We start from the raw sequence: 24,663 nt of genomic DNA on the forward strand, positions 1-24,663 counted from the left end.
ACTGACGCAGAGCGGCCCGCACACGAAGCTGCCCGCATGTTCGCTGATTCGTCAGCACATGCCAGCAGCCAGGGTTCCAGGCTGCCGCGGGTCTCTCCCGCGTTGCCCACCAGTCCGCATCGCATCAGGTCTGCGGACGCGCGTCCCCGTGACGTCGATGCTTTTTATCAACCGCGTGCGGGAGCTGCCATCCCGTGAGGGACGAGGCCCCGCTTTTCCAAGGAGCCCGTCCATGTCCCAGCAAGCCTCTTTCGGCCAACTGGCCCTGACCTACTGCGGCAAGTTCCTGCCGCTTGAAGTCCTGCAAAGCGCCGCCGGCCACTACATCGGCACGCGCGACACCGAAGGCCCGGTTTCGCGGGAATCCCGCGAGTACTTCCGCAGCTATGCCGCGGCCCAGCGTGCCCTCGAAAGAGGCGGCTGGTCCCAGCTCGCCATTCCCTGATCCAACTGGAGGAATCACGTCATGAACCAGCTTCTACCACGGGAAGTCGTCGATCAGATCATGCGGGAAGAACAGCATTTCGCGGCCGCGCCCCAAGCTTTTTTCGAGGCCTGGAAGCGCGGTGTCGAGATCGCTGGCCCCGAATGGTTCGGCGACGGCACCCGCGAAGGTCTGAACCAGGCCAAGAGCAAGTGGGATCTGCGTCCCAACATGCTGCAGCTCAACGACGCCCTAGGCGTCCTGAGCAGCGGGGAACGCATGTTCCTGTCCGCCATGGTCAGCTTCTACAACGCGCGCGAGGGCGGTGCCATGCTCAAGCGCTGCCACTTCAACGGACTGTCGGACTTCGACGGTCTCGATCTGCAACGCCGCAAGGTCATCGCTGACCTGCTGGTGAACTACAACGGCTGGTGAGCCGGTCCCCGGCGCACCACTGCTTTTCGTTCCCCCCCCGAGAGGGACATGCGCCCACAAGGCCATGTCCCTCAATTTCTTCTTCATCACCCTGCGGATGCCATCGTCCGCATGGGCTGGCTCCGCTTTCTCGAAAGGAGCCACCATGGCGAACAACTACTACGAAGGCACGGGCGTTCTCGTTCTGGAGCGTGTTACCCCCGTCATCAAGGCGCTGTTCAGCGCGTTCGCGCTGGACGAAACCTACCCCGGCAATGGGGCGGCCTATATCGCCCAAATCGCCGAGAACAATGATCCGCAATGGACGGATGTGCTGGACGGTCTTGAAGACCTGGCCGTACAACTCGGCATCCCCATGCCCGACGACGAAGAGTTGTCGATTCCGTCTCTGCTCGAACGACTGGCCTCTCACTTCGGTGCCGAGCAGGACGCGGAGCTGGAGAACCTGATCGAACACCACCAGTTCGAGGACAGCGCCGACCTGGATGCCTTGCTTCTGATCGCCTCCTGCTTCGATGACGGCCATCGCCTGACCGCTATCCAGTTCGAGGGTTGTTGGTACTGCAGCAAGCCGAGGCTGTTCGAGTTCGGCGGCAACGGCTGCTACCTGAGCCGCGAGGTGCAGGTCTTCAGAACGTCCTCGCAAGCGCTCCAACTCGGCGACCAACTACGCAAGACCATCCTGGCCGCCGACATCGAAGAGGCCTCGGCGTTGATCGCGCTGGAGGCCGCCAACCTGCTCGCAGGCATCAACGACGAGCAGTTCCGCCTGAATGTGCGCCGTCGCGTCGCCGACCGACTGGCCCAGATGCCAACGATCAGCGCCGCCTGACGCATTTTCCATTTTCAACCCACCGGGTCCAATTTCCGGTGGCGGGAATTGGCTCCATTATTCAATCTGGAGAGTTCCCATGTCCCAGAAACCTAATCCCTTTCTCCGCGGCTACTGGAATCTGAAAATCGTCCGCACGCTGTCCATCAGCTACGAGGACGGAAGCCCGCATGTCTGGCGAAACATCCACCCGAGCCAACAGCACTTCTCCGACGAGGAACTGGTTTCATCCTCCTGCATCGTCAGCAGCGATGTCGCGGTGGTCAGCAACAGCCCCGAACCCCTGGGTGCCGAAGCGCTGGCCGAGTGCGATGCCGGTGAAGGCGTCGGCGGCGAGGGCGTGATCGGTGCCGTGGTCTATGCCATCCATGGCGAGGACTTCGACGGTCGCCCGGTTCACGTCGGTGACACCTATTCGGCAGAGGCCGCGCGGGAAGCCGTGCAGCGCCTGAGTTTCGAGACCGGCTATTACAGCCGTTGCTGGGAAATCAGCACCGCACACATCAGCCAGGAAACCGGCCAGTACCTCGCCAACCTGGCTGACCTCGCCACGCCGGAGGCCTTTCTGTTCATCGCGTTCCGGGTTCCGTACAGCCCGGCGATCGGCGTCAAGCTGATCTCCACGCCCTGGACGGACCATAACCTGGAGCACGCCGTGGGCATCAGCGCAGAGCAGCTTCGACAAGAGCACCGGAACAAGGGCATGCCGGACGACTTGGCGAACATCCTTGAACTGGCTGGCCAGGCCGATGTTCGCATCCTGATCCTCGACGCCGACGCTCCCGTGCTGCTGGGCCTGCCGCTAGTCGAGTCCTAGCAGCCTCGCCACGCACCGGCCTTCCTCTTTGTCTCCCCCAAGCCGGCCCGACTCCTCGCCAGGAGCCGGGCTGGTCCATTTTCATAGGAGCACCCTCATGTTCCCTGAACTCACCTCGCGCGTACCCGACTTCGAGCACCAACTCGGAGCCTGCGTCAATGCCATGAGCCAGGACGACGCCATCGGCCAGATCCTGGTATTCGAGCGCATGCGTGGCACGCTGCACATGCGCCATATCGCCAGCGCCGACTTGGTAGATACCGACATTGACGACTACGAAATGGTCGTCTTCGACGGTGGCAACACCAACGGCGACACGTGGAAGCATGTCTTCTTCCCGCGTCAGCGCGAGCACTACTTCGTGTACGAAGCCTGACCCGACCAGCCCCTTTCGAGGGGCTTTTTCTTGCCCGCAGCACAGGAAACCGGGTGCGGCGAAATGCCATTTCATGCAGGCGAGTAGCCCGGCCCAGGGCCATCCTTGCGCCATGTTCGTCGGCGTTGCCGACACATGCCCAGGCAGCCGAGACCTTCGAGGCTGCAAGCGCGGGAAACCGTGCTGGTCGTTTCTTCCTACGGACGCTCCGCGTCCATCCACCCACAAGGGACCTCTCCCTTGCGGGCGGGGAATCCCTTGTTCTTCCTCAAGGAGATTCCCATGGACCGTTCCCTCATCAAATCCATGATGCCTTCGCTTGTCGCAGGCCATGTGCCCCGCAACGTGCGGTCGTTCAAGTACCGCGTGTTCGATGATCAGCCGCAGTCCTCGACGCTGGGCTTCGCCATCGATCCCCAGCCCTTCGACGGCAAGGTGGTCGCGGCCAACGACGACGCCATCGTCGTCAAGCTCAAGCCCAGCGAGTTCGCGGTGCTCGATCCCAACCTGGTCACCACCGTTCCCAGCGAGGGTGCCAAGGTGCATGTCCAGCCCTACGCACGGCGCCGTTTCGACGGCCTGCGCGCGGACACGCCGGAAGAGCGCACCGAGTACACGTCAGATGGCAGACCCTACACCATCAAGACGCACATCCTCGGCTCCGCGCCGGCCAAGCTTCCCATCCCCGAGCCGCAGTGCATGGAACTGGGCCAGCTCATCCAGCAGTTGGAGGAAATGCCGGCGCCCGACGGGTTCCGGCGCATCACCCACATGCTGGTCGACGCGGGCGCCCGCGACTTCACCTGGGTCGATCCCAAGCCGTCCAAGATCATCGAGACGCCTCCGGCGATCAGCTTCACGGTCTCGACCGCGAAGTTCGAGGGCCAAGTGACGATCCTCTACGACCGCGGCGGCGACACCTACGTGGTGGAACTGCATCGGGACGGCGCACTGGTCGATCGGCATGACGAGGTCTATTTCGACATGCTCGGCGAAGTGCTGGAGCGGCTCATCGATGACGGGCGCTGGCGCCTGATCGACGTGAGCGTGATCGACGCCAAGGCCACCCGGCGACGCCAGGCGGTTGCGGCATGACGTGCGAGACAAGCAACTGCTGGGTGGTGCATTCGCCCAACGAGTCAGCCATCAGCAACGATGGTGCCGGCTTCTGGTCCAACGAGTTCGGCTGGGTTCCGTTCGACCAGGCGACGCGCTTCTCGACGGAAGAGACCGGGCGCTTGCGCCTTCCGTTCTCGACTGGTGGCGATGCGCGCTTCGTTCCGTGGCAGGAAGCCCTGCGGCACTACGGCTGAATCCGCAGCCCACCGGCGACTTGTCCCACAGGCCTTCCATCCATTCGGGTGGAAGGCCTTTTTCTTCAGGAGATCAACCATGTCACTGCGATTCAAAGGCTCCGACATGCGCCCCGTGCTGACCGAGGCCATTGCCAACCAATGCCGCATTGTCCTCGCCAAGGACCAAGGCGTGTACTTCCTCGCCGAGCACGGGGAGCGCCGCCCCGATGGCCGCGTGAAGCTGCTGGCCTATGCCGTCGGCTGCAACCCGGATACCGACCCGTTCGATGACTGGTGGGAACTGGCGCGCGCCGAGCTGGGTGGCGACGACTTCGGCGAGTTCTTCGACCCGACGGACCGCGTTTTCACCCGCATTCTGCAAAGCTCGGACGATCTGGAGCTGACCGTCACCTCGACGTATCTGTCACTGGCGGCGGTGGAATGGGCGTAGCCCAGAAATGTCCCCGTCCCCCTTGAAGCCCCCAGTTTGGGGGCTTTCTTTTGGGCGGAACCAGGCAACCCGGAAAAAAGGAAACGCCCGGATGCCGATTGATTGCTGCCGCGCGCGCGAGGCCCGGCCATGCTGACCCCATGCCTGCTGACGTTGTCAGCGACATGCCAGGCAACCATTGGTCTTCGAGGTTGCCGCGCAGTTCCCACTGCGTGACCGAGCCAGCTCGCACCGCATCCATCCGCGAGCGGCCACCAGTCCTGGTGGCGGATGCTTTCGCCTTATCAACCCACCGCGGGGTTACGCACCTTTCCCCGCATGCGTGGGGCCGGTGTGTCTCCGCTTCATCCCTATGGAGATTCACCATGAGCACCACGTCCAACGAGAAATCGTATTTCGACCTCCACACCTCGGGCATCGGCTACATCCAGCGTGCTCGCGAGGTTCCCGTCCGGGGCGGCCGCCGTGCGCAGCCCTTCCTGGCATGCACCATCGCCGCGCTGGTCGGTTCCGCCAAGGACCCCAGCTACCGCTACTTCGACGTCAAGGTCTCGGGTGCCGAGGCCAAGAAACTGGTCGAGCGCTACATCGGCGTTGACGATCCCAAGCAGCGGCCGCTGGTGCGCTTTCGCCTCGGCGACCTCTGGGGCGATGCGTACATCCGCGACAAGGGTGAGCACAAAGGCCAGGCCGCCGCGTCTCTGAAGGCGCGACTGCTGAAGGCCGAGCCGCTTGACCGGGCCGAACTGGCTTCGATCAAGCAGCACGAGCTGATCACCCGCGGCATCGGCTACCTCAGCCGTCCGAAGGACGTCTCCCCCAAGGATGGCGATCCGTTCCTGTCGTGCTGCGTCGCGGCGCTGGCCGGACCTGTCGGTGAACCGGAATATCGGTACTTCGACACCATCGTCGCCACCCCTGAAGCCGAGCACCTGGTTCGCCGGTGCGTGCAGGCCATCGAAGGGGACCGCAAGGTGCTGATCGCCTTCCGTCTGAACGACATGAAGATCGATCCGTACATCCGCACCAAGGGCGAGCGCGCCGGGGAACCGGGAGCGAGCCTGGAATCGACGCTGGTCCACATCGGTCTCATCAAGATCGACGGCACCCAGGTCTATCCGACGAGCCAGACGCAAGCCGAGGCGCCGCAAGCCGAGGACGCACCCGCGCCCGAAGCCGAGGTTGCCGCCGAAACCGCTGCCGACCAGCCTGTCGAGCCCGCCGAGCGCGAGCCCGCAGGTGAAGTCGAGGAGCAGGAGCCGGCATTGGCTGCTTCGTTCTGATCCGGCATGGCCCCTCACGGGGCCTTGCCTTTTTCCTATTCCCCAAGGAGAACCATCATGGCAGCCACATCGGCATCCACAAGATCGGCACTGCCCATCGTCGTATCAGGCCAGCTTTCGATTCGCACAATCCACGGCCGCAATGGTCCGTTCTGCGTCGGCTACCTCGTCACTCCTATCGGAAACTTCGCGGTGAAGGACGCGGAGCTGGAGCAATACCCCGAAGGCAAGTACGACGGGGAGTTCGTGATCCGCTACATCTTTCCGAACCCGATCCCCATGCGGGGCGGCATCAAGTTCGAGATTCGTTGCAACCTGGATGGCATGACGCTCTTCGGCGTTGACAAACTGAGCCGCGACGATATTCGCAGCTTTTCCACCCAGGACATCGATCCGCTCGATGAAGAACTGGGGGCGCAGCCTGCGGCAACGCCGGCCAAGTCCACCAAGGCATCCAGACCCGCCAAGCCCGCATCCGTGCAGGCGTCCGCGGACCCGATGGTCGATACCACGCCTTTCGGCGTGGATGCGCCGACGCCCGCTGCGGCGGCTGCCCCCGGCAGCACCGAAGATGGCGACGCCGCACTGTTCGGGCTGCTCTGGCCGCTGGGTGAGTCCGTGAAACTGGATTCGACCATCGACCGTCGCACCCTGCGCGCGCAGATCGCCCGCCTGGGTGAACTGGGCTACGCGCTGGACTTCAAGACGCAGGAGTGGAGCCGCCAGGCCGAACTGCAACCTGCGTGATCGCAGACGCCGCATCCGCGGTGTTCTTCATCCACCCGCCGGGGTTCCTTCCCCATGCGGGGGAGGCTCCGGCTTTCTTCTGGAGGTCTCCATCATGTCCACCATCGCTTGCGATGCACCTCATTCCACGCTGGACGAACCCGCGTGGCGCGCTGTCTGCAAGACGGCCGCCGAGCACGCCCAGCGTGGTTGCGGCCTGTCCTGGGATCACTGGGTCACGCTTTTCAGTTCGGAGATCGACGCGCAAGCCAGTCGGTTGCCGGAAAACCAGCGGGCTCAGGCCCTGGAAATCGCGACCCAGGAATGGGACTACGCAACGCCTGCCGAACGGCAGGAAACGCAGGAGTGGAACGCTGCAAACGGCTACTGCTCCCATGGCATCGAACTGGGCTACTGCCCAGCCGGTTGCGGTTCCTAGTCCGCACCGGACTCCATCGCCGCACGCGCGGCACTCCATCACCCGCTGGGGGCTCTCCCCCACGGGGAGGCCTCCGGCTCGATTCTTCAGGAGGCCTTTCATGGGCTGGTATTTCTCCCCCCAATCGCGGTCTGAACTGATCGCGGAACTGATCGCACCGCAAGAGACCGAGCGCGCCAGCGTCAAGGTCATCGCCCACGCTCTGCGCGGCAACGTCCTGTGGTCCGTCGCGGAAGTGACGGCCAAAGTCGAAGGCGTGCATCGTCATCTGGAGCCGGGTCAATCCCTGCGCTACATCCGTTGCGATCTGCTCGAACGCAACGGCGGCCAGTGGGGCTACAAGCCGCTGGACGAGTCCATGCACCCGTACTACTACTCTTGCCCGCTGTCCTATCTGGATCTCGCACCGGAGCAGTCCGCCGACTGGCGCGCAGGCGTTCGCGCCTACCACGCGCGGCGGCGCACACCCACGGCACCTGCGGCACCCACCGCAGCGCTGATGGCCTGAGCCAGGAGGAACCGACATGGACCCGATCCTGGCTGCGCTTCCGCCCTCGCTGTTGAAGCTCGTTGAAGGGAGTCTGTCCAACGACGAAGTTTCGTCCGACGAGGAAATGCTGGAGTACTTCATCAGTAACGGCCTCACTGAGGAACAGGCACGGCAGGCACTGACCTACCGCGACCAGTACCTCAACAACATCTACCTGGAGGGCTTCACGCCAATCACTTCGGTAGATGAGGCGCTGCACTTCAACCCGCACACCCGGCAGTTCGAGCCGGACTGAGCGGCTTTCTTCCACCCCCTGGGGCAGTACTTGCCCCAGCGGGCGGTGCTGTTCCCGTTGATCCGAGGACACCACCATGCCCGCACACACTTCTTCCACCACGCTGTATCGCATCGACGAATGCTCCGACGTGATGGCCGACGCTTGCGTCGGCGATGACCAGGGCAATCTGATCTTCCTGTCGATCTGGGCGCGCGACACCGCCGTCCAGCAGTTCCTCGCTCGTCTGACCCTCGGGCGCGACGAACAGGGCCTGGACCAGTTCCACGTCATCACCGACCAGGGCGGCAGCGTCCCGGTGTTCGTCAGCAACGTCGATCGCCTGGAAAAGCGCATGACCCGCGCCTACCGGCGAACGCTGTTCGGTTCGCTGTCCAACGTGTGGCTGTTCGACCGCCGCTGCGTCAAGCCCGACAAGGCCAACGCCAGCGCACTGGCATTGCTGCCCAAGGGCAGCGCCCACCGGCTTGACCGCCTGTGGATGCTGGTACGGGACACCTGCCCACTGCCGCTGCTCGACCACTGGCGCGAAACCGTGCTGGAGCTGCTACAGACCCGCGAGATGCTGGCCCGTCTTCCGTTCGCCCTCGGGCCGCTGGAAGGCCATCGGCTCGCCATCGACGTGCCGGCGCTGACCCTGGCGCTGGGCTCCCTGATCCACAGTGACGTGCTCACCGCCTATCCCTATCCGGCCAAGATTTGGACGCCGGAAGCGGTAGCGGCTTGACCCACCCGCGAGAGCACGCCAAGGCGTGCTCTCGCACTTCATCCCCGCCAACCAGGAGACTTCCATGGCCCTCATGTTCCCGCGGCTCGCCCGCAATTTCGCCAAGAACGGGTATTACCCGACCGACGAACCCACGCTCGAAAGAGCCCTCAACGCACTGATGCCCAGCGATGGCCCGATGTGCATCCTCGATCCCTGCGCCGGCGAAGGCGTGGCGATCGCCGAAGCCGCTCATGCCCTCGGGCGCGAGCAGGCCAAGGCGTTCGCCGTCGAGTTCGACGCGGAACGGGCGCGCCATGCCCGCGGCCTGGTCGATCACTGCCTGCACGCGGACCTGATGGACACAATGATCTCCAAGCAGTCCTTCGGGCTGCTCTGGCTCAACCCGCCGTATGGCGATCTGTCCAAGGACGTCAACGGCAACATCGGCTATCAAGGCCAGGGCCGTCCCCGCTTCGAGAAACTGTTCTACCAGCGCAGCCTGTCGCTGCTGCAGTATGGCGGCGTGCTGGTCTTCATCGTCCCCGGCTACGTGCTCGATGCGGAGCTGGTCGGCTGGCTGACACGCCACTACACGGACCTGCGGATCTACCGAGCGGTGGAGACGCAGTTCAAGCAGGTGGTGATCTTCGGCCGCAGGGTGCGTCAGCGCGAGCTGGCACCCGATGGTCTCAAGGCCGTGCGCAATCTGCTGCTGCAGGTTGGGCTTGGCGAAGTCGAAGCCGAGGAACTGCCGAGCGAATGGCCGTTCCTGCCGTACATCGTCCCCGCCAGTCCGGCCGAACCGGAGCACTTCTTCCGCGTGACGATGGAGCCGGAGCAGTTCGCCGATGAAGTCGGCCGGCTGCAAGGTCTCTGGCCATCGCAGGACACGCACCTGGGGGCCGCGCAGCAGTCGCTGCGTCCACCGGCGCGTGCCTTGTCCCACTGGCATCTCGCCCTGGCCCTGGCCGCAGGCGCGATCTCGGGGGTTGTGCGCTCCAAGACCGGGCGCGTACTCGTCGTCAAAGGTGACACCCACAAGGACAAGACGCTTCAACGCGAATTCACCGAACGCGAAGACGGTTCCGTCGCCGAGACCCGCATCCTCACCGACAAGTTCGTGCCTGTCATCCGCGCGTGGGACATGACACCCGACTCCGCTACACGGGGCGAGGTCCTGACCATCCGTTAATCCACCGGACGCCCTGCCGTCCTGCTGTACCACATCGAAGGAGAAACACCCATGTTCTCAAGCCTGTTCAAGCGGCCCGCGCCGCAGAAACAACCGTTGTTCGCACCAGGTACGTTGCAGTTGAGCGAGAAGGTGCATTGGCTGGCCCGCAAAGGCCTGATCGATCCCTTGGCCTATGTCCAGCGCCATGTGCGCGGTGACTGGGGCGAGACCGACGAGGCCACCCGCCAAGCCAACGACGTCGCAATCCGTGGGGACGATCTGATGATCTCCCACTTCAGGATCACGCCCGAACTGGTGTTGATCGTCAAGACCAGCGAGGACCACCAGACCACGGTGATCCAGCTTCCCGAAGAACGCGACATGCTCTGAAGGAGCTGCCTCGTCAACTTCATCCATCTGACGGAGCTACTTCACTCCGTCAGGAGTGTCGTGGCTCAATGACTCATCAAGGAGGAAGCCATGGCATCACATCGCATCGAAACCTATAGCCAAAGGCTGGCGTTCCCAATCGGTGCTCTCATATTCAGTAGAAGCGTTAATCGCCTCATGCAAGCGGGTTATCTGGACCCGATTCCGTACTTCAGACGGCACGCTCGTGGCGACTGGGGTGATGTCAGCGTTCAGCAATGGCAAGCCAATACCACTGCACTTCAATCGGGTGCGCCGCTGGAATCGCACTACGAGATCCACCCAGGGCTCGCCATCCGCATCATCACAGATGGAGGCCGTAACGTCACCGCCATCGTGCTGTCGTCCGAAGACTGAGCACGATTCACCAGCAGGCCGCCACGGCCGGCAACTTCGACCACCTCGGCCAAGTGCCGATTTCCTTCCCACTGCGGGGCATGCCATTGCCCCGCTGGGGGTGGTGCATGCCCCATTTTTCTTTGGAGCATCACCATGTCCCTCGATCTCGAAACCACCGCCGCTGAAGCCACGCCCGTACAGGGCGAACTGCTCGATGCGGAATCTTCCCCTCTGACCCTGAGCCTTCAGGATTTCGTCGGCGAATTCGGCGACGAACTGCTCGACGCCCTCAACAGCGCAAACCCGCCGGTCTATAACGGCCAGCCACAGACGCGCCGGCAACTCATCGTCGCCGGCCTCAAGCGCAAGCTGTTCCCGGCCCAGGCCGAAGTTGTCCACGCCGCTGCCGAATTGCTGATCGACCGTGGCGAACGCGCTGCGATCGTCAACGGCGAGATGGGCTGCGGCAAGACGACCGTCGGCATCGCCACGGCCGCGGTGCTCAACGCCGAAGGCTACCGCCGCACCCTAGTTCTCTCGCCACCGCACCTTGTTTACAAGTGGCGGCGTGAGATCCAGGAAACCGTAGCAGGTGCCAAGGTCTGGGTGCTCAACGGACCGGATACGCTGGTCAAACTCATCAAGCTGCGCGAGCAGTTGGGTGTACACCCCACGGGCCAGGAGTTCTTCATCCTGGGGCGCGTGCGGATGCGGATGGGGTTCCACTGGAAGCCCGTCTTCACCCAGCGGCGTACCCGCCACGGCCACGTGGCTGCGTGCCCGGACTGCGGCACGGTCATCACCGACCTCGATGGCGAGCCGGTCAATCCGGTCGCGCTCCAAGCCGAGGAATACCGCAGGAAGTGCAGCCATTGCGCCGCGCCCCTGTGGACGCTGATCCGCCCGCGCAGCCTGTCCGGCAGCGACCAGTCCTCGGCCGTGCTGAAAGCCTTGAAGCGCATCCCGACGATCGGGGAAGTCACCGCGCAGAAGCTGATGCAGAAGTTCGGCGACGGGTTCCTGGCGTCGATGCTGGGCGACAACATCCACGAGTTCATCAACTTGATGGATGGCAACGGCGAACTGGTCTTCTCTGACCGCCAGGCGCATCGCATGGAAAGAGCGATGGCCAACATGGAGTTCGGCTTCGGCGAAGGCGGCTACCAGCCGTCCGAGTTCATCAAGCGCTACCTGCCACAGGGCACGTTCGACCTGCTCATCGCCGACGAGGCGCACGAGTACAAGAACGGTGGCAGCGCCCAAGGCCAGGCCATGGGCGTGCTGGCGGCGAAGGCTCGCAAGACCTTGCTGCTGACCGGCACGTTGATGGGCGGCTACGGCGACGACCTGTTCCACCTGCTGTTCCGGGCACTGCCTGGACGGATGATCGAAGACGGCTACCGCCCGAGCACGAGTGGGAGCATGACTTCGGCCGCGATGGCGTTCATGCGCGATCACGGCGTCCTGAAGGACATCTACTCCGAGAGCGCCGGCACGGCGCACAAGACGGCCAAGGGCACCAAGGTATCGGTGCGCACGGTCAAGGCTCCCGGCTTCGGGCCGAAAGGGGTCTTGCGGTGCATCCTGCCGTTCACGATTTTCCTCAAGCTCAAGGACATCGGTGGCAACGTCCTGCCGCCGTATGACGAGGAGTTCCGTGAAGTCGCAATGGACACGGCGCAAGCCGCGGCCTACCGCGACCTGGCGGGTCGGCTGACCGCGGAGCTGAAACAGGCTCTGGCGCGACGCGATACGACGCTGCTGGGCGTGGTGCTCAACGTGCTGCTTGCCTGGCCGGACTGTTGCTTCCGGTCGGAAACCGTGGTGCATCCGCGCACGCGCAACACCTTGGCGTTCGTCCCGGCTCAGTTCAACGAGTTCGAGGTGACGCCGAAAGAGCGCGAGCTGATCGACATCTGCAAGGAAGAGAAGGCGCAGGGCCGCAAGGTCTTGGCGTACACGGTCTATACCGGCACGCGCGACACCACATCGCGCTTGAAGGTGCTGCTGGAACAAGAAGGTTTTCGGGTGGCGGTGCTGCGCGCAAGCGTGGACGCCAGCCGCCGCGAGGACTGGATCGCCGAGCAACTGGACCGTGGCATCGACGTGCTCATCACCAACCCCGAGCTGGTCAAGACGGGCTTGGACCTGTTGGACTTCCCGACGATCGTTTTCATGCAGTCGGGCTACAACGTGTACTCGCTCCAGCAGGCGGCACGCCGCTCCTGGCGCATCGGACAGAAACAGCCGGTGCGCGTGATCTACCTCGGCTACGCCGGTTCCTCGCAGATGACCTGCCTGGAGCTGATGGCCAAGAAGATCATGGTCTCGCAGTCCACCTCGGGCGACGTACCCGAATCGGGCCTGGATGTGCTCAACCAGGACGGTGATTCCGTCGAGGTCGCATTGGCCCGGCAACTGGTCGCCGCCTGATCCCCACGCCAACGCCGGCCTAGCGCCGCCGGCTTTCCGTTGTTCCCACCTAGCAGCCACGTTCACGGTCTCCGTGTACGTGGCTGCGCTCTTTATCCCAAGGAGATTTCCATGAGCACCAACACCCAATCTTCCGAAACCGTCAGCGCCCGCCTGAAACTGGAAGCCGAGATCGCTGATTTCCTGCGACAGCGCATCGAAGACGGAAACCTGTGCGCAGAAGATGTCCCGGCACGCTTGGCGCGCTACGGTCTTATGCCTCCCGAGACGTTCGTCTCCGAAATGCGGGAGCGCATGGGCTTGGATGACGGCGACGAGGCTGCGGCCACCGTATCGACCGCGGTCACGCATCGTAGTGACTTCGGCACGCCAGTCATGGTCGCCTGCGTCAACGCTTCGGGCATGCCCGACATGCCGGTATTCATCGTCAGCGCCACCCAGGAGGAATACGACCTAGGTGTCCACTACGACAAGGCCGAAGCACTGGCCGAGGAATCCGGGTATGAAGGACCGTTCGTTTGCTTTGATATGGCCGAACAGGAAGCCATCGTGTCGGCAGCGCGCGAACTGGGCCTTGTCCCGCAGGTCGTCGTAGTCGATATGACCGACGGCCAGATCCACTCCATTCGCTGCGACAGCGGCGAGATCAAGGTTGTCTGCTACGACACCAGCGACACCGACGAGCATTCGGCGGCCGTGGCGAATCGGCCCCTCGGCGAGAACGGGCAGCTCGTGCGCTGCTGGCCGCACGCCCAACTGGCGCAGGTCGATCCCGGCCTGAAGCCGGCTCAGATTTGATCGGCAAGTTCGATGTGCGTTTTCACAGGCCCTTCGGGGCCTGTTTTTTTGACACGCGGACGCAGACCAGGAGTTACGTCCCGCAGCAAACCAGAAGATATTTCAATCACCCATCGACGCATCGGAAAAGAAAACAACCAGTCGCCGCCTTTATTTCCACCGAGCCATTAAAACGATAAAGAACGAGTCTTAATTTTCAACTAATCGACATATGAAATAATCTATCAGGGATTTATTTTTCAATATAAATCATAAACTTACCGATTGATTTAGATCAATCAAACAAATTCGGCCAGCACCCATACTTCAGTCATTGGACGTCAATGGATGCTCGCAATGGCCAAGAGGCACCTTCTCGAATCCACACATCCTTCCGGCAGGAAGCGCCGCCTATTGATGCTTTCGGTCGCATTGGTGGGAGCGGTATTTTTGATATGGCTGGCGGTGGCCGTGTTCAACACGCGCACTTCCCGTGTCGCAGTGAATGATGATGGTCTCCCGGTCAGCGGCGCGACCGAGTTGACCCCGCAGCAGCACCAGCTGGTTGAACAGGGCCGCTACGTCGCGCGCTTGGGCGATTGCGTTGCCTGCCATACGTCTGAGCCTTCCAAGCCCATGGCAGGTGGCCTTGCGCTGGAAACGCCTTTCGGCAAGCTCTATTCCACCAATATCACGCCGGACAAGGCCACGGGCATCGGCGGTTACAGCCTGGAGCAGTTTGACCGCGTCATGCGCCTTGGGGTGGCGGCCGATGGTCACAACCTGTATCCGGCCATGCCGTACCCGTCCTACGCGAAGATGACGCCGGACGACATGAAGGCGCTTTATGCCTACTTGATGCACGGCGTCACGCCCGTCGAACAAGCGAATCGGCCTTCGGATATGGGCTTTCCGTTCAACCAGCGCTGGGGGCTGGCGCTTTGGAACGCGGTGTTCCTGGAAGACGAACCCTTCCAGCCTGTGCAGGACAAGAACGAGGTGTGGAACCGAGGGGCGTACCTCGTGCAGGGGCTAGGCCATTGCGGTGCCTGTCACACGCCTCGCGGCGTTGGCTTCCAGGAGAAGACCATGACCAGCGAGGGCTCCGCCGGCCACCTGTTCCTGGCCGGTGAAACCGTCGAAGGCTGGCGTGCTCTGAGCCTGCGCAACCTCTGGACCCCGGAGGAAACCGCCGAGATGCTCAAGACCGGACGCAACAAGCACGGCACCGTCTCCGGCAACATGGTGGATGTGGTGCAGCACAGCACCCAGTACATGACCGACGACGACCTGATGGCCATCGGCATCTTTCTGAAATCGTTGCCGCCCGGCGAGGACGACCTACCCATGCAGCTCGCCCAGGGCCCGGAGTCTGGCATCCCACCGTACCGGACTGGTGGCATGGCCAAACCCGGCGAAGTGCCCGGTGACATCTTCACTACGCGCGGTGGCCTTGGCTACCTGCAATTCTGTGCCGACTGCCACCGCTCCAACGGCGATGGTGTACCCAATGCGTTCCCGTCGCTGGCCGGCAACAACACCCTGCAATCGCAGGACCCGGCCACGCTGATCCACATCATGCTGACGGGCTGGCAGGCGCCGGTCACGCAAAGTCATGCACGGCCACTGACGATGCCTTCGTTCGCGCAGTTGAGCGACCAGGAGATCGCCGAAATCCTGAACTTCACACGCCGCGCCTGGGGACGGGCCGACGCTCATGAAATCAGAGCCAGCGAAGTAAGCCGCGCCCGCAAGCACCTTGACGCCACCGCCGACAATCACCGTCCGTTCGAGACACCGCGCCTGGCAGAGATGCTCAAGGAAAAGAACGCGGAGCAACTGGTGTTGGGGGCACGCCTGAACATCGACACGGCGCGCATGCTGCCGAGCAATGTGGGCAACAAGCTCAACTGCGCCAGTTGCCACCTGAATGCCGGCACGGTGGCCGACGGCTCGCCCTATGTCGGGGTCTCCGCGTTCTTCCCCAGCTACGCCTCGCGCGCAGGTCGCGTCATCACGCTGGAAGAGCGCATCAACGGATGCTTCCAGCGCTCGATGCACGGCAAGCCATTGCCCATCACCAGCGACGAGATGAAGGCGATGGTCGCCTACTTCGACTGGATGAAGCGAGAAACCAAGCCCGAAGACAAGGTGGAAGGCCGCGGCGTGGGCAAGGTCGATCAAACGCTCATCCCCAACACCGAGAACGGCAAGCGCATCTATGCCGCCCAGTGCGCGCTGTGCCACGGCGCGAACGGGGAAGGTGTCAGGAACGCCAAGGGCGAGATGGTCTATCCACCGCTGTGGGGCGGCGAGTCCTTCAACATCGGCGCCGGCATGGCCCGCACCTACACAGCGGCGGCCTTCGTCAAGCGGAACATGCCCATCGCATTTGGCACCCATTTCCCACTCGGCCAAGGAGGGCTCACTGACCAAGAGGCCGTGGACGTGGCCGAATATTTCACCCACATGGATCGCCCGGATTTTGCGCCCAAGGGTAAGGACTGGCCCAACGATAAGAAGCCCGCTGATGCGCGCTATTAAGGGTGTTGATAGACATATGGGGCTGCACGCACCCTATGGGTCGCATGCAGTCGAAGGCATGCCACGCGCAGCAACCGAGACCAGGGGAGAATCAGTCCGGCTCATTCCTTGGAAAACACTGCCGGTGGTACTGATGTTGTCCTGCGCACCGGCGCTGGCAGTGAATGTGGCACCTGCCACCGACGTGTCGGCGCAAATATTCATCAACGCCAGCCAGCTCGACCGAGGCGACGTGACCAGCGCCGACGAAGACCCGGCGCTGGATCTGAAGCGCACTTTTATTACCCTTGACCATCGCTTCAACCAGAATTGGTCAGCGCAGGTAACGACCGACGTGCAGTGGCTGCGCAACGACGATCCGAGCGACGTGTGGCTGCGCCATGCCTACCTGCAGCGCAGCTTCGGCAAGGGCCGCTGGCTGCGTCTGGGTAATGCGCCGACGGCATGGATTCAACAGGAGTCAATGCGTGAAGGCTACCGCTACATCGATGCCGGCCTGATCGCACGTACCAAGATGGGCGCACCGGCAGACTACGGAGCGCACGTCCAGTATGTGCGTGGGGATTTCACCTATGCCGCATCGATCGTGACCGGCGCGGGCTTCCAGCGACCTCGCCTGGGCAAGCGGGCCGATGTTGAGATGAGGCTCGGCTGGACGCCAGGCAAACGCCTAGAGCTGGCAGTGGGCGGTTACCGCGGCACCCGCGCCCAGGATGCCGGTCACAAACCGCGCGAGCACACCGCGCGGCGCTGGAATGCCATGGCCAGTTGGGTCGGCGAACGTGGACGCATCGGCGGGCAGTATTTCCACGCCGACAATTGGACCCGGGTCACCAAGCCCGGTGACGATGACCAGCGTGGATGGTCGGCATGGGCGAGCCACCAGATCACCCCTCGGTATGCGCTGTTCACCCGCCACGACATGACTCGCATGAGCCTGGACATCGACCCACGCATGCAGGAGCGTTACCACGTGATCGGTGTGGAGTGGAAACCCAATCGTCACCTGCGTCTGGCAGCAGTAGGCAAGCGCGTGCTGCAGGAGATGGCGAACGTGCGGATAGAGAGTCACGAGGCAGGCTTGTGGACGCAACTCGCATTCTGAACAGACGATCATGACCCACCGCTGGCGCAGGGCTTCTGATCCACCCGACATGGCTTCTGTCCTAGGGGAGCGACCCGGCCGTCACTAACGGCATGCCGATAATCGGATAATCCGCAGATCGTATTGTTTGCTGCCGCGCACCGCTTGAGCGGCGATGGTGAGGGCTCGATGTTTCAGGACGCCGAGCCATGTGCCCCTCTCCCCCCTGGTTTCACCATCCCGAACGCCGCCTGCTGGCGGGTTTTCTCGGCCTGCTTTGGTCGGTGCTGGCTGGCGGCTGCGCGACGGCGAGCGCGCCGGTCGCGCCCGACACCATCGAGGAAGTCTCGGCCGCGCCCGTACCCGAGGCGCCCGAGTACATCCCCGTCGTGCGCTACGACCGCTACACCCTCGTGGAACTGGCACCAACAGCAGCGCAGCGCGACCTGCTGTTGCAGACCATCGACGTGTCGATGCCCGAGGATGCACGCGCCACGGTCGGCGACGGGCTACGGCATGTGCTCAAGCGCAGCGGTTACGGCTTGTGCCGGACGGCGCACGCGGTGATCGAGCTGTACACCCTGCCGCTGCCGGCGGCGCACCTGCACCTCGGCCCCATGACCCTGCGCGATGCGCTGCTCACCCTGGCTGGTCCGGCCTGGGAACTGCACGCGGATGACCGCGCGCGGCAAATCTGCTTCGAGCGGCCCGGCGACAGCATGACCGCCGACAACGTACCCGCGCCGCCCGCCACCGAGGCGGTGCAGACGTTCCCGCTGGTGCCCGAGGCATCGGAAGGTCAGCCATGAACGCCCCGCAGCCCGCCCACCGTTCAACGGCCGCCGTGGTGGTGCAGAGCCTGATGTGGCTCTGGCTGATCGGCCTCAGTGTTCTGGTGGCCCTGGGCTACCAGGCCATGAACGACCAGGCCGACCAAGATCGCCTCGATTCCCGCCTGCAACGCTTGGAAGCGCAGGCAACAGGCCTGGCCGAGGCCGTCGAGGCCATCCAGCAGCGTCCGGCCGTCGCCACGGCGGCAGACCTCAAAGACACCCGCCAAATCCTGGAAGCACGCGCGGCCCAGGTCGAGAAATCGCTCAGCGGCTACGCCGCTGCCGACGATCTTCAGGCACTGCGCGCCGAGGTCGAGCAGATCAAGACGCGCCAGACCGCTGCGCGCGCGGCTCGCGCACCGAGCAAGCCCGCCGCCAAATCCGAACCACCGCCGTTCCCGTTCCGCATCGTCAGTGCCGAACTGCGCGCCGGCCAGCGCAGCGTGTCCGTCGCGCCGAGCGGCGGGGACTTCACGCCCGACCAGCTCCAGGTGCTGCTGCCCGGCGATGCGGTCGGCCCGTGGCGCTTGCAGACCGTCGAGGGCAGCACCGCGGTGTTCCAGGCCGGCGCCCAAATCCGCCGCGTGGCGATTCCCTGATCGGAGCACACCATGAAGCCGTCGATCATCCTCTCCGCGTTCCTGCTGGCCTCGGCCCAGTGGCCCGCCTGGGCCCAGCAGCCCACCTCCGCTCCCGCCCGCAATGCGCAGAGCCAGGAGCGCCCGCTGGCCACCCGCGCCCTGGACGACCGGGTGGCAAGCGACTGGGGGCTGCAACCACAGGAATGGGCGCGCTACCGCGAACTGATGGACGGGCCCTTGGGCATCTACTCGCCCAATCTGGACCCGCTGTCGGCCCTGGGCATCGAGGCCCGCACCGATGAAGAACGGCGGCGCTATGCCGAACTGCAAGTGCAAGTCGAAGCGCGCCGCGTGGAGAAGCTGCTCGCCTATCAGCGTGCCTACGACGAGGCCTGGCAGCGCTTGAACCCCGGCATGCAACGGGTAAACCTGCCTGACGACAAGCCAGCGGCCGGAGCCACGCGCGGCTCGGGTCGCACGGCGGTGTTCGTGAAGGACGGTTGCGCGGCCTGCGACCAGCTCGTGCAGCGTCTGCAATCGGCGGGCACCGAGTTCGACCTGTACATGGTGGGTAGCCGCCAGGACGACGGGCGCATCCGCGATTGGGCCAAGCGCGCGAACGTCGATCCTGCGCGCGTGCGCGGCGGCACCATCACGCTGAACCATGACGGCGGCCGCTGGCTGTCGCTGGGCCTGCCCGGCGACTTGCCCGCGGTCGTGCGCGAGGTGAACGGCCAATGGCAGCGCCAGCCGTAGCCGTCCCCCTGCGCGCACTGATGCTCGTCGCTGGCTTGTGCGCCTGCGTAGCCCAGGCCCAGGAGGTTCCGCCACCGGCCTACCAGCTTGCCGCCCAGCGAGCAGGCATCCCTTCGACGGTGCTCTACGCCGTGGCCTTGCAGGAGAGCGGCATCCGCCGCAACGGTCGCACCGTCCCGTGGCCGTGGTCCCTCAACGTCGCCGGCCAGTCGCGCCGCTTTGCCACGCGCGCCGATGCCTGCGCAGGTCTCCAGCAGGCGATGCGCTCCACGCCGCACACGCGCATCGACGCGGGCCTGGGCCAGATCAACCTCGGCTATCACCAGCGGCGCTACGCCAATGCGTGCGACTTGCTCGACCCGTACCGCAACCTCGCCACCGCTGCCGAGATCCTGAAGGAACAGCACGCCCCCGGCGAGGACTGGTTGCTGGCGATCGGCCGCTACCACCGCCCCGCGGGCGGTGAACCCGCTGCCCGCTATCGCCGTAGCGTGTCCCGCCACCTTGCCCGTGTGCAGGGCGCGCGCCCAGCCGCCGCGGCCCTCGCCGCGCGCCAGGAGACATCCCCATGACGACATCCCATCTGGCCTTTCGGGGTCTGCTCGTACTGCTGGCGGGCCTGCCGCTGGCCTCGCGTGCCGGCGAGCCGCTGATCGTGGTCGAAGACCGGGGCGGCGCGGCGGCGCTGCCGTACTACGAAGCCCTGAACCTCCAGCCGCGCGCCGGAGCGCCGGCCCGGCCGCCGATCCCGATGCCCCAGGTTCCCTCCACGCCGGCAGACGAGGCCGCGATGCTGCCGGTACGCAGCGCCAAGCTCACACCCGGCACCGTCGCGCAGCGGGTCATCGAGGCTCCGGGTCTGCGGCCTTTCGTGGTCGTCGGCGACGACGAAACTTCCCGGGCCTGGCTGCGTCGCCGTGCGGTTGCGCTGCGCGAGCGCGGCGCGGTCGGCCTGGTGGTCAACATCGAGACCGTGCAGGCCTTGGCGCGGTTGCGCGCCCTGGTGCCCGGCGTGCCGCTCGCACCCGTGTCCGGCGACGACCTGGCCGAGCGCCTGGGCCTGCAGCACTACCCGGCGCTGATCACGGCCACCGGCATCGAGCAATGAAGCCATGTCGGGGAAACAGCCAGTTGAGGTACTGCTTCGCCCAGCGGTGGAGCTATATACCGTCGCGGCGTGTGCAGGCGCCGCGTTTCTGTCCCTGGTGGCACCCTGGTCGCTCGCGCTGAGCCCCGCCATGGGCGTCGGCAGCGCGCTGGCGTTCGGGGCCTACGGCGCCATCCGCTACCGCGATGCCCGGGTCATCCTGCGCTACCGGCGCAACATCCGCCGCCTGCCGCGCTACGTGATGACCAGCAGGGACGTGCCGGTCAGCCAGCAGCGGCTGTTCGTGGGGCGTGGGTTCTTGTGGGAGCAGAAGCATACCCATAGGCTCATGCAGACGTACCGGCCGGAGTTCCGCCGCTACGCCGAGCCGACACCGGCCTACCGGCTGGCGCGTCGCCTGGAAGAACGGCTGGAGTTCGCCCCGTTCCCGCTGTCCCGGCTGCCTGCGCTCACCGGCTGGGACGTGCCTTTCAACCCGGTGCGGCCGCTGCCGCCTGTTGGCGGCCTGCCGCGCCTGCACGGCATCGAACCCGACGAGGTGGACGTCAGCCTGCCGCTGGGCGAGCGCGTCGGGCACTCGCTGGTGCTGGGCACTACGCGCGTAGGCAAGACGCGACTGGCCGAGTTGTTCGTGACCCAGGACATCCGGCGCAAGAACGCCGCGGACGAGCACGAGGTCGTGATCGTCATCGATCCCAAGGGGGACGCGGACCTGCTCAAGCGGATGTACGTCGAGGCCAAGCGAGCGGGCCGCGAGCGCGAGTTCTACGTCTTCCATTTGGGCTGGCCGGACATTTCCGCGCGCTACAACGCCGTGGGCCGCTTCGGCCGCATCAGCGAGGTGGCCACCCGCGTCGCGGGGCAGCTTTCCGGCGAAGGCAACTCAGCCGCCTTCCGAGAGTTTGCGTGGCGATTCGTCAACATCATCGCCCGCGCCCTGGTGGAGCTGGGACAGCGGCCCGACTACATGCTGATCCAGCGGCACGTCATCAACATCGACGCGCTGTTCATCGAGTACGCCCAGCACTACTTCGCCAAGACGGAGCCCAAGGCCTGGGAGGTGATCGTCCAGATCGAGGCCAAGCTCAACGAGAAGAACATCCCGCGCAACATGATCGGGCGCGAGAAGCGCGTGGTGGCGCTGGAGCAGTACCTCTCGCAGGCGCGCAACTACGACCCGGTGCTGGATGGCCTGCGCTCGGCGGTTCGCTACGACAAGACGTACTTCGACAAGATCGTCGCATCGCTGCTTCCGCTGCTGGAGAAGCTGACAAGCGGCAAGATCGCCCAGCTCCTGGCCCCGAACTATTCCGACCTGACCGACCCGCGCCCGATCTTCGACTGGATGCAGATCATCCGTAAGAGGGCCATCGTCTATGTGGGCCTGGACGCGCTGTCCGACGCCGAGGTCGCCGCAGCGGTGGGCAACTCGATGTTCAGCGATCTCGTGTCGGTCGCCGGGCACATCTACAAGCACGGGATCGACGATGGCCTGCCGGGAGCATCGGCCGGTGCGCGCGTGCCGATCAATGTCCATGCCGACGAGTTCAACGAGTTGATGGGCGACGAGTTCATCCCGCTCATCAACAAAGGCGGCGGTGCCGGCCTGCAAGTCACGGCCTACACGCAGACCCTCTCGGACATCGAGGCCCGCATCGGCAACCGCGCCAAGGCCGGTCAGGTGATCGGAAATTTCAACAATTTGTTCATGCTGAGGGTCAGGGAGACCGCGACGGCCGAACTCCTAACGAGGCAGTTGCCGAAGGTCGAGGTCTATACGACCACCATCGTGAGCGGCGCGACCGACAGCTCGGACATTCGCGGGGCGACGGATTTCACGTCGAACACCCAGGACCGCATCAGCATGTCCAGCGTGCCGATGATCGAGCCGTCGCATGTCGTCGGCCTGCCCAAGGGCCAGTGCTTCGCGCTGCTGCAGGGCGGCCAGCTTTGGAAAGTGCGCATGCCGCTGCCGGCGCCGGACCCGGACGAGGTGATGCCGGCAGACTTGCAGCAACTGGCCGGGTACATGCGCCAGAGCTACAGCGAAGCGACGCAGTGGTGGGAGTTCACCAGCTCCCCGGCCTTGCAGGAGACAGGCCTGCCCGACGACCTGCTGGATGACGCCGCTCCGGCCGAACCTCCCGCGGTGGCCACCGTCAGCGACGATGGCGCCGGCAACGAGGCCTCGCAATGAAGGACGCCGCCTCGACTGCGCAGAGGGAGCAGAACCAGCGCCAGGGCCTGATCGTCGGCACCATCACCTTGCCGTTCCGGCTGCTCGGGGTACTGATCGGCTCGCTGCTGTTCTCGATCGTCGTGGAGTGCGTCGGCATGCACCTGTTCTGGAAGGACCAGGGCTGGCGGCACTCGCAGGAGATGTTGCAGTACGAACTGGGGCACCTGTCCAGCCACTTCACGCGCAGCGTGGTCGTGCAGGAGCCGGGGCGCACGGCGCACGAGCTGGTGGACACCGGCTACGAATGGGTATTCGTGCGCTCCGGTCTGCTGGAACGCATGAGCCAGACCGCCGGACGCGCCCGCGCTCCCAGCCAGGGACAGACGCACAATTTCCGCTACTACATCAGCCAGGTTTATGTCTGGACCGAGAGCTACCTGATCGCCGCTGCTTTCACGACGCTCACGTTCCTGGTGCGCCTTCTGATCCTGGTGCTCACGCTGCCGCTGATCTTCACCGCCGCGTTCGTTGGCCTGATCGACGGCCTGGTGCGCCGGGACGTGCGCCGGTTCGGCGCAGGCCGGGAATCCGGCTTCATCTACCACCGCGCGAAGGCGAGCCTGATGCCGCTGGCCGTGCTGCCGTGGGTCACGTACCTCGCGCTGCCGATCTCGGTGCATCCGCTGCTGATCCTGCTGCCGAGCGCCGCCTTGCTGGGGCTGGCGGTCTCCCTGACCGCGGGGAGCTTCAAGAAGTACCTCTAGGTCATCAATCCGGGCATGCGCGAGTTCCTATTGTTTGCGGCCTAAAAGCCCCTCGCTGCCCACGATCAAGCCATTGCTGATCACACAGGAATGGCGCGATGTTGGCTCCGATCTGGCAGCGTGCCGCGCATCGCGGCGTGCCCATCTTTCTCGTGACGGCCCTGCTGGGTCAGTCCCCGATGGCGTTGGCCGAATCCCCCGCACAGCGCCAGGAGCTGGTCGCCGCGCTGCGCCAGCTCGGCGCGCTGGAGCGCTCCGTCGCCGACAGCGCCGCGCATGCCCCCGTCCAGCCGGGCGAGCGCTACCACTTCGACTACCCGCGGCTGCTGGCTGACCTGGCGCGCGTGCGCGCCGGCATCCAGGCCCATCTCGCACCGTCGCGTGCCCAGCCGCGCGATCCCTCCGAACTGGCCGGCGACTACCGCGCCGAGCGGGCCGCTTCGCCATCGCCGACGGCGACTGCGGAAGGCAAGCCATGAACGGTGCCCAAATCTCGGCATTTCAAGCCAATAGCGGCATTGCGCCTTCCGCGATGGCGACCGTGCTGATCGGCGTCGTGTTCGCGGTGCTCCTCGTGTGGGGCGTTTGGGCCATCCGCACGGCCTATGTCGGCTGGGCCGAGAACCGACTCAACCAGCGCCAGTTTCTCGGCGTCGTCGTCCGCTTCCTGGCGATGTACCTCGTGCTGACTTTTTTCCTCCTCTCCTGACCCTGAAGGGACTGACTATGCAAACCATCCTCACTTCCCGCATCGCCCAACGCATCGCCGTGGCGCTGGCCTTCGCCACGCCTCCGGTTCTGTCGTATCCGCAAGGCTTGCCGCAGTTGGAGAACCCGACCCGTGGCACCGGCAACGGCATCATGGAGACCATCCGCAATTACGGCTACGACATCATCATGCTGGTGGCCCTGCTGGTGGTGGCCTCCATGTTCATCGGCGTCTGCTATCACGCCTACGGGACCTACGCGGAGATCCATACCGGCCGCAAGACCTGGGGCCAGTTCGGCCTCACCGTCGCGATCGGTGCCGTGCTGCTCGTAATCGGCATCTGGCTACTCACCGAAGCCACCGGCATCCTGTAAGGCGAGG

Annotated in this window: 31 protein-coding genes; all 31 read left to right on the top strand. The window is 64.6% G+C overall.

All coding sequences use genetic code 11. The annotated features are described in order from the left end of the window. Positions 1–232: 232 nt before the first annotated feature. The 31 genes from MIC98_RS12540 to MIC98_RS12690 all read left to right on the top strand — a co-directional run bounded on the left by MIC98_RS12540 (position 233) and on the right by MIC98_RS12690 (position 24,656). The gene (locus MIC98_RS12540) at positions 233–445 is read left to right on the top strand and encodes a hypothetical protein (protein ID WP_003290186.1); all 213 of its coding nucleotides are present in this window, start codon (positions 233–235) and stop codon (positions 443–445) included. A 21-nt stretch (positions 446–466) separates the two neighbouring features. Continuing rightward, positions 467–859 carry a hypothetical protein gene (locus MIC98_RS12545; RefSeq protein WP_003290188.1) on the top strand — a complete coding sequence of 131 codons (393 nt, stop codon included), beginning with the start codon at positions 467–469 and terminating at the stop codon, positions 857–859. Positions 860–1,004: 145 nt separating this feature from the next. Further along, complete coding sequence (locus MIC98_RS12550) at positions 1,005–1,691, top strand: hypothetical protein (RefSeq protein WP_011347588.1); 687 nt, start codon at positions 1,005–1,007, stop codon at positions 1,689–1,691. A 79-nt stretch (positions 1,692–1,770) separates the two neighbouring features. Next, on the top strand, positions 1,771–2,508 hold the full coding sequence (locus MIC98_RS12555) for a hypothetical protein (RefSeq protein WP_011347587.1): 738 nt from the start codon (positions 1,771–1,773) through the stop codon (positions 2,506–2,508). Between the two features lie 97 nt (positions 2,509–2,605). Then, positions 2,606–2,884 carry a hypothetical protein gene (locus MIC98_RS12560; protein WP_011347586.1) on the top strand — a complete coding sequence of 93 codons (279 nt, stop codon included), beginning with the start codon at positions 2,606–2,608 and terminating at the stop codon, positions 2,882–2,884. 282 nt (positions 2,885–3,166) lie between these two features. Then, a complete protein-coding gene (locus tag MIC98_RS12565; protein ID WP_011347585.1) occupies positions 3,167–3,979 on the top strand; it encodes a hypothetical protein in 813 nt (270 codons plus the stop codon). Then, positions 3,976–4,197, top strand: coding sequence for a hypothetical protein (locus MIC98_RS12570; RefSeq protein WP_011347584.1), 222 nt, complete (start codon positions 3,976–3,978; stop codon positions 4,195–4,197). The genes MIC98_RS12565 and MIC98_RS12570 overlap by 4 nt, the downstream gene beginning before the upstream one ends. Before the next feature lie 79 nt (positions 4,198–4,276). Further along, positions 4,277–4,630, top strand: coding sequence for a DUF3085 domain-containing protein (locus MIC98_RS12575; RefSeq protein ID WP_011804748.1), 354 nt, complete (start codon positions 4,277–4,279; stop codon positions 4,628–4,630). Between the two features lie 365 nt (positions 4,631–4,995). Beyond that, positions 4,996–5,913, top strand: coding sequence for a DUF3577 domain-containing protein (locus MIC98_RS12580; protein ID WP_041855054.1), 918 nt, complete (start codon positions 4,996–4,998; stop codon positions 5,911–5,913). A 57-nt stretch (positions 5,914–5,970) separates the two neighbouring features. Next, the gene (locus MIC98_RS12585) at positions 5,971–6,660 is read left to right on the top strand and encodes a DUF3275 family protein (RefSeq protein ID WP_011347581.1); all 690 of its coding nucleotides are present in this window, start codon (positions 5,971–5,973) and stop codon (positions 6,658–6,660) included. A gap of 94 nt (positions 6,661–6,754) precedes the next feature. Then, a complete protein-coding gene (locus MIC98_RS12590; RefSeq protein ID WP_011347580.1) occupies positions 6,755–7,078 on the top strand; it encodes a hypothetical protein in 324 nt (107 codons plus the stop codon). Between the two features lie 100 nt (positions 7,079–7,178). Next, positions 7,179–7,586 (top strand): hypothetical protein, encoded by a 408-nt coding sequence (locus MIC98_RS12595; RefSeq protein ID WP_011347579.1) that lies wholly within the window; start codon positions 7,179–7,181, stop codon positions 7,584–7,586. Between the two features lie 16 nt (positions 7,587–7,602). Next, positions 7,603–7,863: a hypothetical protein gene (locus tag MIC98_RS12600; RefSeq protein WP_011347578.1), complete on the top strand. Its 261-nt coding sequence runs from the start codon at positions 7,603–7,605 to the stop codon at positions 7,861–7,863. A 76-nt stretch (positions 7,864–7,939) separates the two neighbouring features. Next, entirely contained in the window at positions 7,940–8,590 is a 651-nt protein-coding gene (locus tag MIC98_RS12605) for a hypothetical protein (protein ID WP_011347577.1), read from the top strand. A gap of 40 nt (positions 8,591–8,630) precedes the next feature. Next, positions 8,631–9,764: a DUF6094 domain-containing protein gene (locus tag MIC98_RS12610; RefSeq protein ID WP_275041783.1), complete on the top strand. Its 1,134-nt coding sequence runs from the start codon at positions 8,631–8,633 to the stop codon at positions 9,762–9,764. Between the two features lie 51 nt (positions 9,765–9,815). Further along, a complete protein-coding gene (locus tag MIC98_RS12615; RefSeq protein ID WP_011347575.1) occupies positions 9,816–10,136 on the top strand; it encodes a hypothetical protein in 321 nt (106 codons plus the stop codon). A 90-nt stretch (positions 10,137–10,226) separates the two neighbouring features. Further along, entirely contained in the window at positions 10,227–10,532 is a 306-nt protein-coding gene (locus MIC98_RS12620) for a hypothetical protein (RefSeq protein ID WP_011347574.1), read from the top strand. Positions 10,533–10,667: 135 nt separating this feature from the next. After that, complete coding sequence (locus tag MIC98_RS12625; RefSeq protein WP_011347573.1) at positions 10,668–12,947, top strand: helicase-related protein; 2,280 nt, start codon at positions 10,668–10,670, stop codon at positions 12,945–12,947. A gap of 111 nt (positions 12,948–13,058) precedes the next feature. Next, positions 13,059–13,745, top strand: coding sequence for a hypothetical protein (locus tag MIC98_RS12630; protein WP_239737401.1), 687 nt, complete (start codon positions 13,059–13,061; stop codon positions 13,743–13,745). Positions 13,746–14,081: 336 nt separating this feature from the next. After that, the gene (locus MIC98_RS12635; RefSeq protein WP_041835942.1) at positions 14,082–16,268 is read left to right on the top strand and encodes a c-type cytochrome; all 2,187 of its coding nucleotides are present in this window, start codon (positions 14,082–14,084) and stop codon (positions 16,266–16,268) included. 133 nt (positions 16,269–16,401) lie between these two features. Continuing rightward, positions 16,402–17,373 (top strand): hypothetical protein, encoded by a 972-nt coding sequence (locus tag MIC98_RS12640; protein ID WP_228903379.1) that lies wholly within the window; start codon positions 16,402–16,404, stop codon positions 17,371–17,373. Between the two features lie 188 nt (positions 17,374–17,561). Then, positions 17,562–18,161 (top strand): PilL N-terminal domain-containing protein, encoded by a 600-nt coding sequence (locus MIC98_RS12645; RefSeq protein WP_011347569.1) that lies wholly within the window; start codon positions 17,562–17,564, stop codon positions 18,159–18,161. Continuing rightward, positions 18,158–18,784 (top strand): hypothetical protein, encoded by a 627-nt coding sequence (locus MIC98_RS12650; protein WP_011804738.1) that lies wholly within the window; start codon positions 18,158–18,160, stop codon positions 18,782–18,784. The genes MIC98_RS12645 and MIC98_RS12650 overlap by 4 nt, the downstream gene beginning before the upstream one ends. Positions 18,785–18,796: 12 nt before the next feature. After that, positions 18,797–19,522, top strand: a complete 726-nt coding sequence (locus tag MIC98_RS12655; protein ID WP_011347567.1) for a TIGR03759 family integrating conjugative element protein — start codon at positions 18,797–18,799, stop codon at positions 19,520–19,522. Further along, complete coding sequence (locus tag MIC98_RS12660; protein WP_011347566.1) at positions 19,504–20,094, top strand: transglycosylase SLT domain-containing protein; 591 nt, start codon at positions 19,504–19,506, stop codon at positions 20,092–20,094. The genes MIC98_RS12655 and MIC98_RS12660 overlap by 19 nt, the downstream gene beginning before the upstream one ends. Further along, a complete protein-coding gene (locus MIC98_RS12665; protein WP_011347565.1) occupies positions 20,091–20,630 on the top strand; it encodes an integrating conjugative element protein in 540 nt (179 codons plus the stop codon). The genes MIC98_RS12660 and MIC98_RS12665 overlap by 4 nt, the downstream gene beginning before the upstream one ends. Before the next feature lie 4 nt (positions 20,631–20,634). Next, a complete protein-coding gene (gene traD / locus MIC98_RS12670; protein WP_046934842.1) occupies positions 20,635–22,827 on the top strand; it encodes a type IV conjugative transfer system coupling protein TraD in 2,193 nt (730 codons plus the stop codon). Next, on the top strand, positions 22,824–23,573 hold the full coding sequence (locus tag MIC98_RS12675; RefSeq protein ID WP_011347563.1) for a TIGR03747 family integrating conjugative element membrane protein: 750 nt from the start codon (positions 22,824–22,826) through the stop codon (positions 23,571–23,573). The genes traD and MIC98_RS12675 overlap by 4 nt, the downstream gene beginning before the upstream one ends. Positions 23,574–23,671: 98 nt before the next feature. Next, complete coding sequence (locus MIC98_RS12680; RefSeq protein WP_011347562.1) at positions 23,672–24,052, top strand: RAQPRD family integrative conjugative element protein; 381 nt, start codon at positions 23,672–23,674, stop codon at positions 24,050–24,052. Then, on the top strand, positions 24,049–24,282 hold the full coding sequence (locus MIC98_RS12685; protein WP_011347561.1) for a TIGR03758 family integrating conjugative element protein: 234 nt from the start codon (positions 24,049–24,051) through the stop codon (positions 24,280–24,282). Before MIC98_RS12680 ends, MIC98_RS12685 begins: the two co-directional genes overlap by 4 nt. 17 nt (positions 24,283–24,299) lie before the next feature. Then, complete coding sequence (locus MIC98_RS12690) at positions 24,300–24,656, top strand: TIGR03745 family integrating conjugative element membrane protein (RefSeq protein ID WP_011347560.1); 357 nt, start codon at positions 24,300–24,302, stop codon at positions 24,654–24,656. Positions 24,657–24,663 lie beyond the last annotated feature (7 nt).

This window comes from Stenotrophomonas sp. NLF4-10, from assembly GCF_022359915.1.
Lineage (GTDB): Bacteria > Pseudomonadota > Gammaproteobacteria > Xanthomonadales > Xanthomonadaceae > Stenotrophomonas > Stenotrophomonas daejeonensis.

What these genes read in the sequence shown, in the direction of transcription:
- MIC98_RS12595 (WP_011347579.1), top strand. Translation starts at nt 7,179, where the DNA reads ATGGGCTGGTATTTCTCCCCCCAATCGCGGTCTGAACTGATCGCGGAA.
- MIC98_RS12680 (WP_011347562.1), top strand. Translation starts at nt 23,672, where the DNA reads ATGTTGGCTCCGATCTGGCAGCGTGCCGCGCATCGCGGCGTGCCCATC.
- MIC98_RS12565 (WP_011347585.1), top strand. Translation starts at nt 3,167, where the DNA reads ATGGACCGTTCCCTCATCAAATCCATGATGCCTTCGCTTGTCGCAGGC.
- MIC98_RS12620 (WP_011347574.1), top strand. Translation starts at nt 10,227, where the DNA reads ATGGCATCACATCGCATCGAAACCTATAGCCAAAGGCTGGCGTTCCCA.
- MIC98_RS12630 (WP_239737401.1), top strand. Translation starts at nt 13,059, where the DNA reads ATGAGCACCAACACCCAATCTTCCGAAACCGTCAGCGCCCGCCTGAAA.
- MIC98_RS12585 (WP_011347581.1), top strand. Translation starts at nt 5,971, where the DNA reads ATGGCAGCCACATCGGCATCCACAAGATCGGCACTGCCCATCGTCGTA.
- MIC98_RS12675 (WP_011347563.1), top strand. Translation starts at nt 22,824, where the DNA reads ATGAAGGACGCCGCCTCGACTGCGCAGAGGGAGCAGAACCAGCGCCAG.
- MIC98_RS12640 (WP_228903379.1), top strand. Translation starts at nt 16,402, where the DNA reads ATGTTGTCCTGCGCACCGGCGCTGGCAGTGAATGTGGCACCTGCCACC.
- MIC98_RS12550 (WP_011347588.1), top strand. Translation starts at nt 1,005, where the DNA reads ATGGCGAACAACTACTACGAAGGCACGGGCGTTCTCGTTCTGGAGCGT.
- MIC98_RS12600 (WP_011347578.1), top strand. Translation starts at nt 7,603, where the DNA reads ATGGACCCGATCCTGGCTGCGCTTCCGCCCTCGCTGTTGAAGCTCGTT.
- MIC98_RS12575 (WP_011804748.1), top strand. Translation starts at nt 4,277, where the DNA reads ATGTCACTGCGATTCAAAGGCTCCGACATGCGCCCCGTGCTGACCGAG.
- MIC98_RS12580 (WP_041855054.1), top strand. Translation starts at nt 4,996, where the DNA reads ATGAGCACCACGTCCAACGAGAAATCGTATTTCGACCTCCACACCTCG.
- MIC98_RS12590 (WP_011347580.1), top strand. Translation starts at nt 6,755, where the DNA reads ATGTCCACCATCGCTTGCGATGCACCTCATTCCACGCTGGACGAACCC.
- MIC98_RS12655 (WP_011347567.1), top strand. Translation starts at nt 18,797, where the DNA reads ATGAAGCCGTCGATCATCCTCTCCGCGTTCCTGCTGGCCTCGGCCCAG.
- MIC98_RS12685 (WP_011347561.1), top strand. Translation starts at nt 24,049, where the DNA reads ATGAACGGTGCCCAAATCTCGGCATTTCAAGCCAATAGCGGCATTGCG.
- MIC98_RS12645 (WP_011347569.1), top strand. Translation starts at nt 17,562, where the DNA reads ATGTGCCCCTCTCCCCCCTGGTTTCACCATCCCGAACGCCGCCTGCTG.
- MIC98_RS12625 (WP_011347573.1), top strand. Translation starts at nt 10,668, where the DNA reads ATGTCCCTCGATCTCGAAACCACCGCCGCTGAAGCCACGCCCGTACAG.
- MIC98_RS12665 (WP_011347565.1), top strand. Translation starts at nt 20,091, where the DNA reads ATGACGACATCCCATCTGGCCTTTCGGGGTCTGCTCGTACTGCTGGCG.
- MIC98_RS12570 (WP_011347584.1), top strand. Translation starts at nt 3,976, where the DNA reads ATGACGTGCGAGACAAGCAACTGCTGGGTGGTGCATTCGCCCAACGAG.
- MIC98_RS12545 (WP_003290188.1), top strand. Translation starts at nt 467, where the DNA reads ATGAACCAGCTTCTACCACGGGAAGTCGTCGATCAGATCATGCGGGAA.
- MIC98_RS12605 (WP_011347577.1), top strand. Translation starts at nt 7,940, where the DNA reads ATGCCCGCACACACTTCTTCCACCACGCTGTATCGCATCGACGAATGC.
- MIC98_RS12635 (WP_041835942.1), top strand. Translation starts at nt 14,082, where the DNA reads ATGGCCAAGAGGCACCTTCTCGAATCCACACATCCTTCCGGCAGGAAG.
- MIC98_RS12540 (WP_003290186.1), top strand. Translation starts at nt 233, where the DNA reads ATGTCCCAGCAAGCCTCTTTCGGCCAACTGGCCCTGACCTACTGCGGC.
- MIC98_RS12690 (WP_011347560.1), top strand. Translation starts at nt 24,300, where the DNA reads ATGCAAACCATCCTCACTTCCCGCATCGCCCAACGCATCGCCGTGGCG.
- MIC98_RS12660 (WP_011347566.1), top strand. Translation starts at nt 19,504, where the DNA reads ATGGCAGCGCCAGCCGTAGCCGTCCCCCTGCGCGCACTGATGCTCGTC.
- MIC98_RS12615 (WP_011347575.1), top strand. Translation starts at nt 9,816, where the DNA reads ATGTTCTCAAGCCTGTTCAAGCGGCCCGCGCCGCAGAAACAACCGTTG.
- traD (WP_046934842.1), top strand. Translation starts at nt 20,635, where the DNA reads ATGTCGGGGAAACAGCCAGTTGAGGTACTGCTTCGCCCAGCGGTGGAG.
- MIC98_RS12555 (WP_011347587.1), top strand. Translation starts at nt 1,771, where the DNA reads ATGTCCCAGAAACCTAATCCCTTTCTCCGCGGCTACTGGAATCTGAAA.
- MIC98_RS12560 (WP_011347586.1), top strand. Translation starts at nt 2,606, where the DNA reads ATGTTCCCTGAACTCACCTCGCGCGTACCCGACTTCGAGCACCAACTC.
- MIC98_RS12650 (WP_011804738.1), top strand. Translation starts at nt 18,158, where the DNA reads ATGAACGCCCCGCAGCCCGCCCACCGTTCAACGGCCGCCGTGGTGGTG.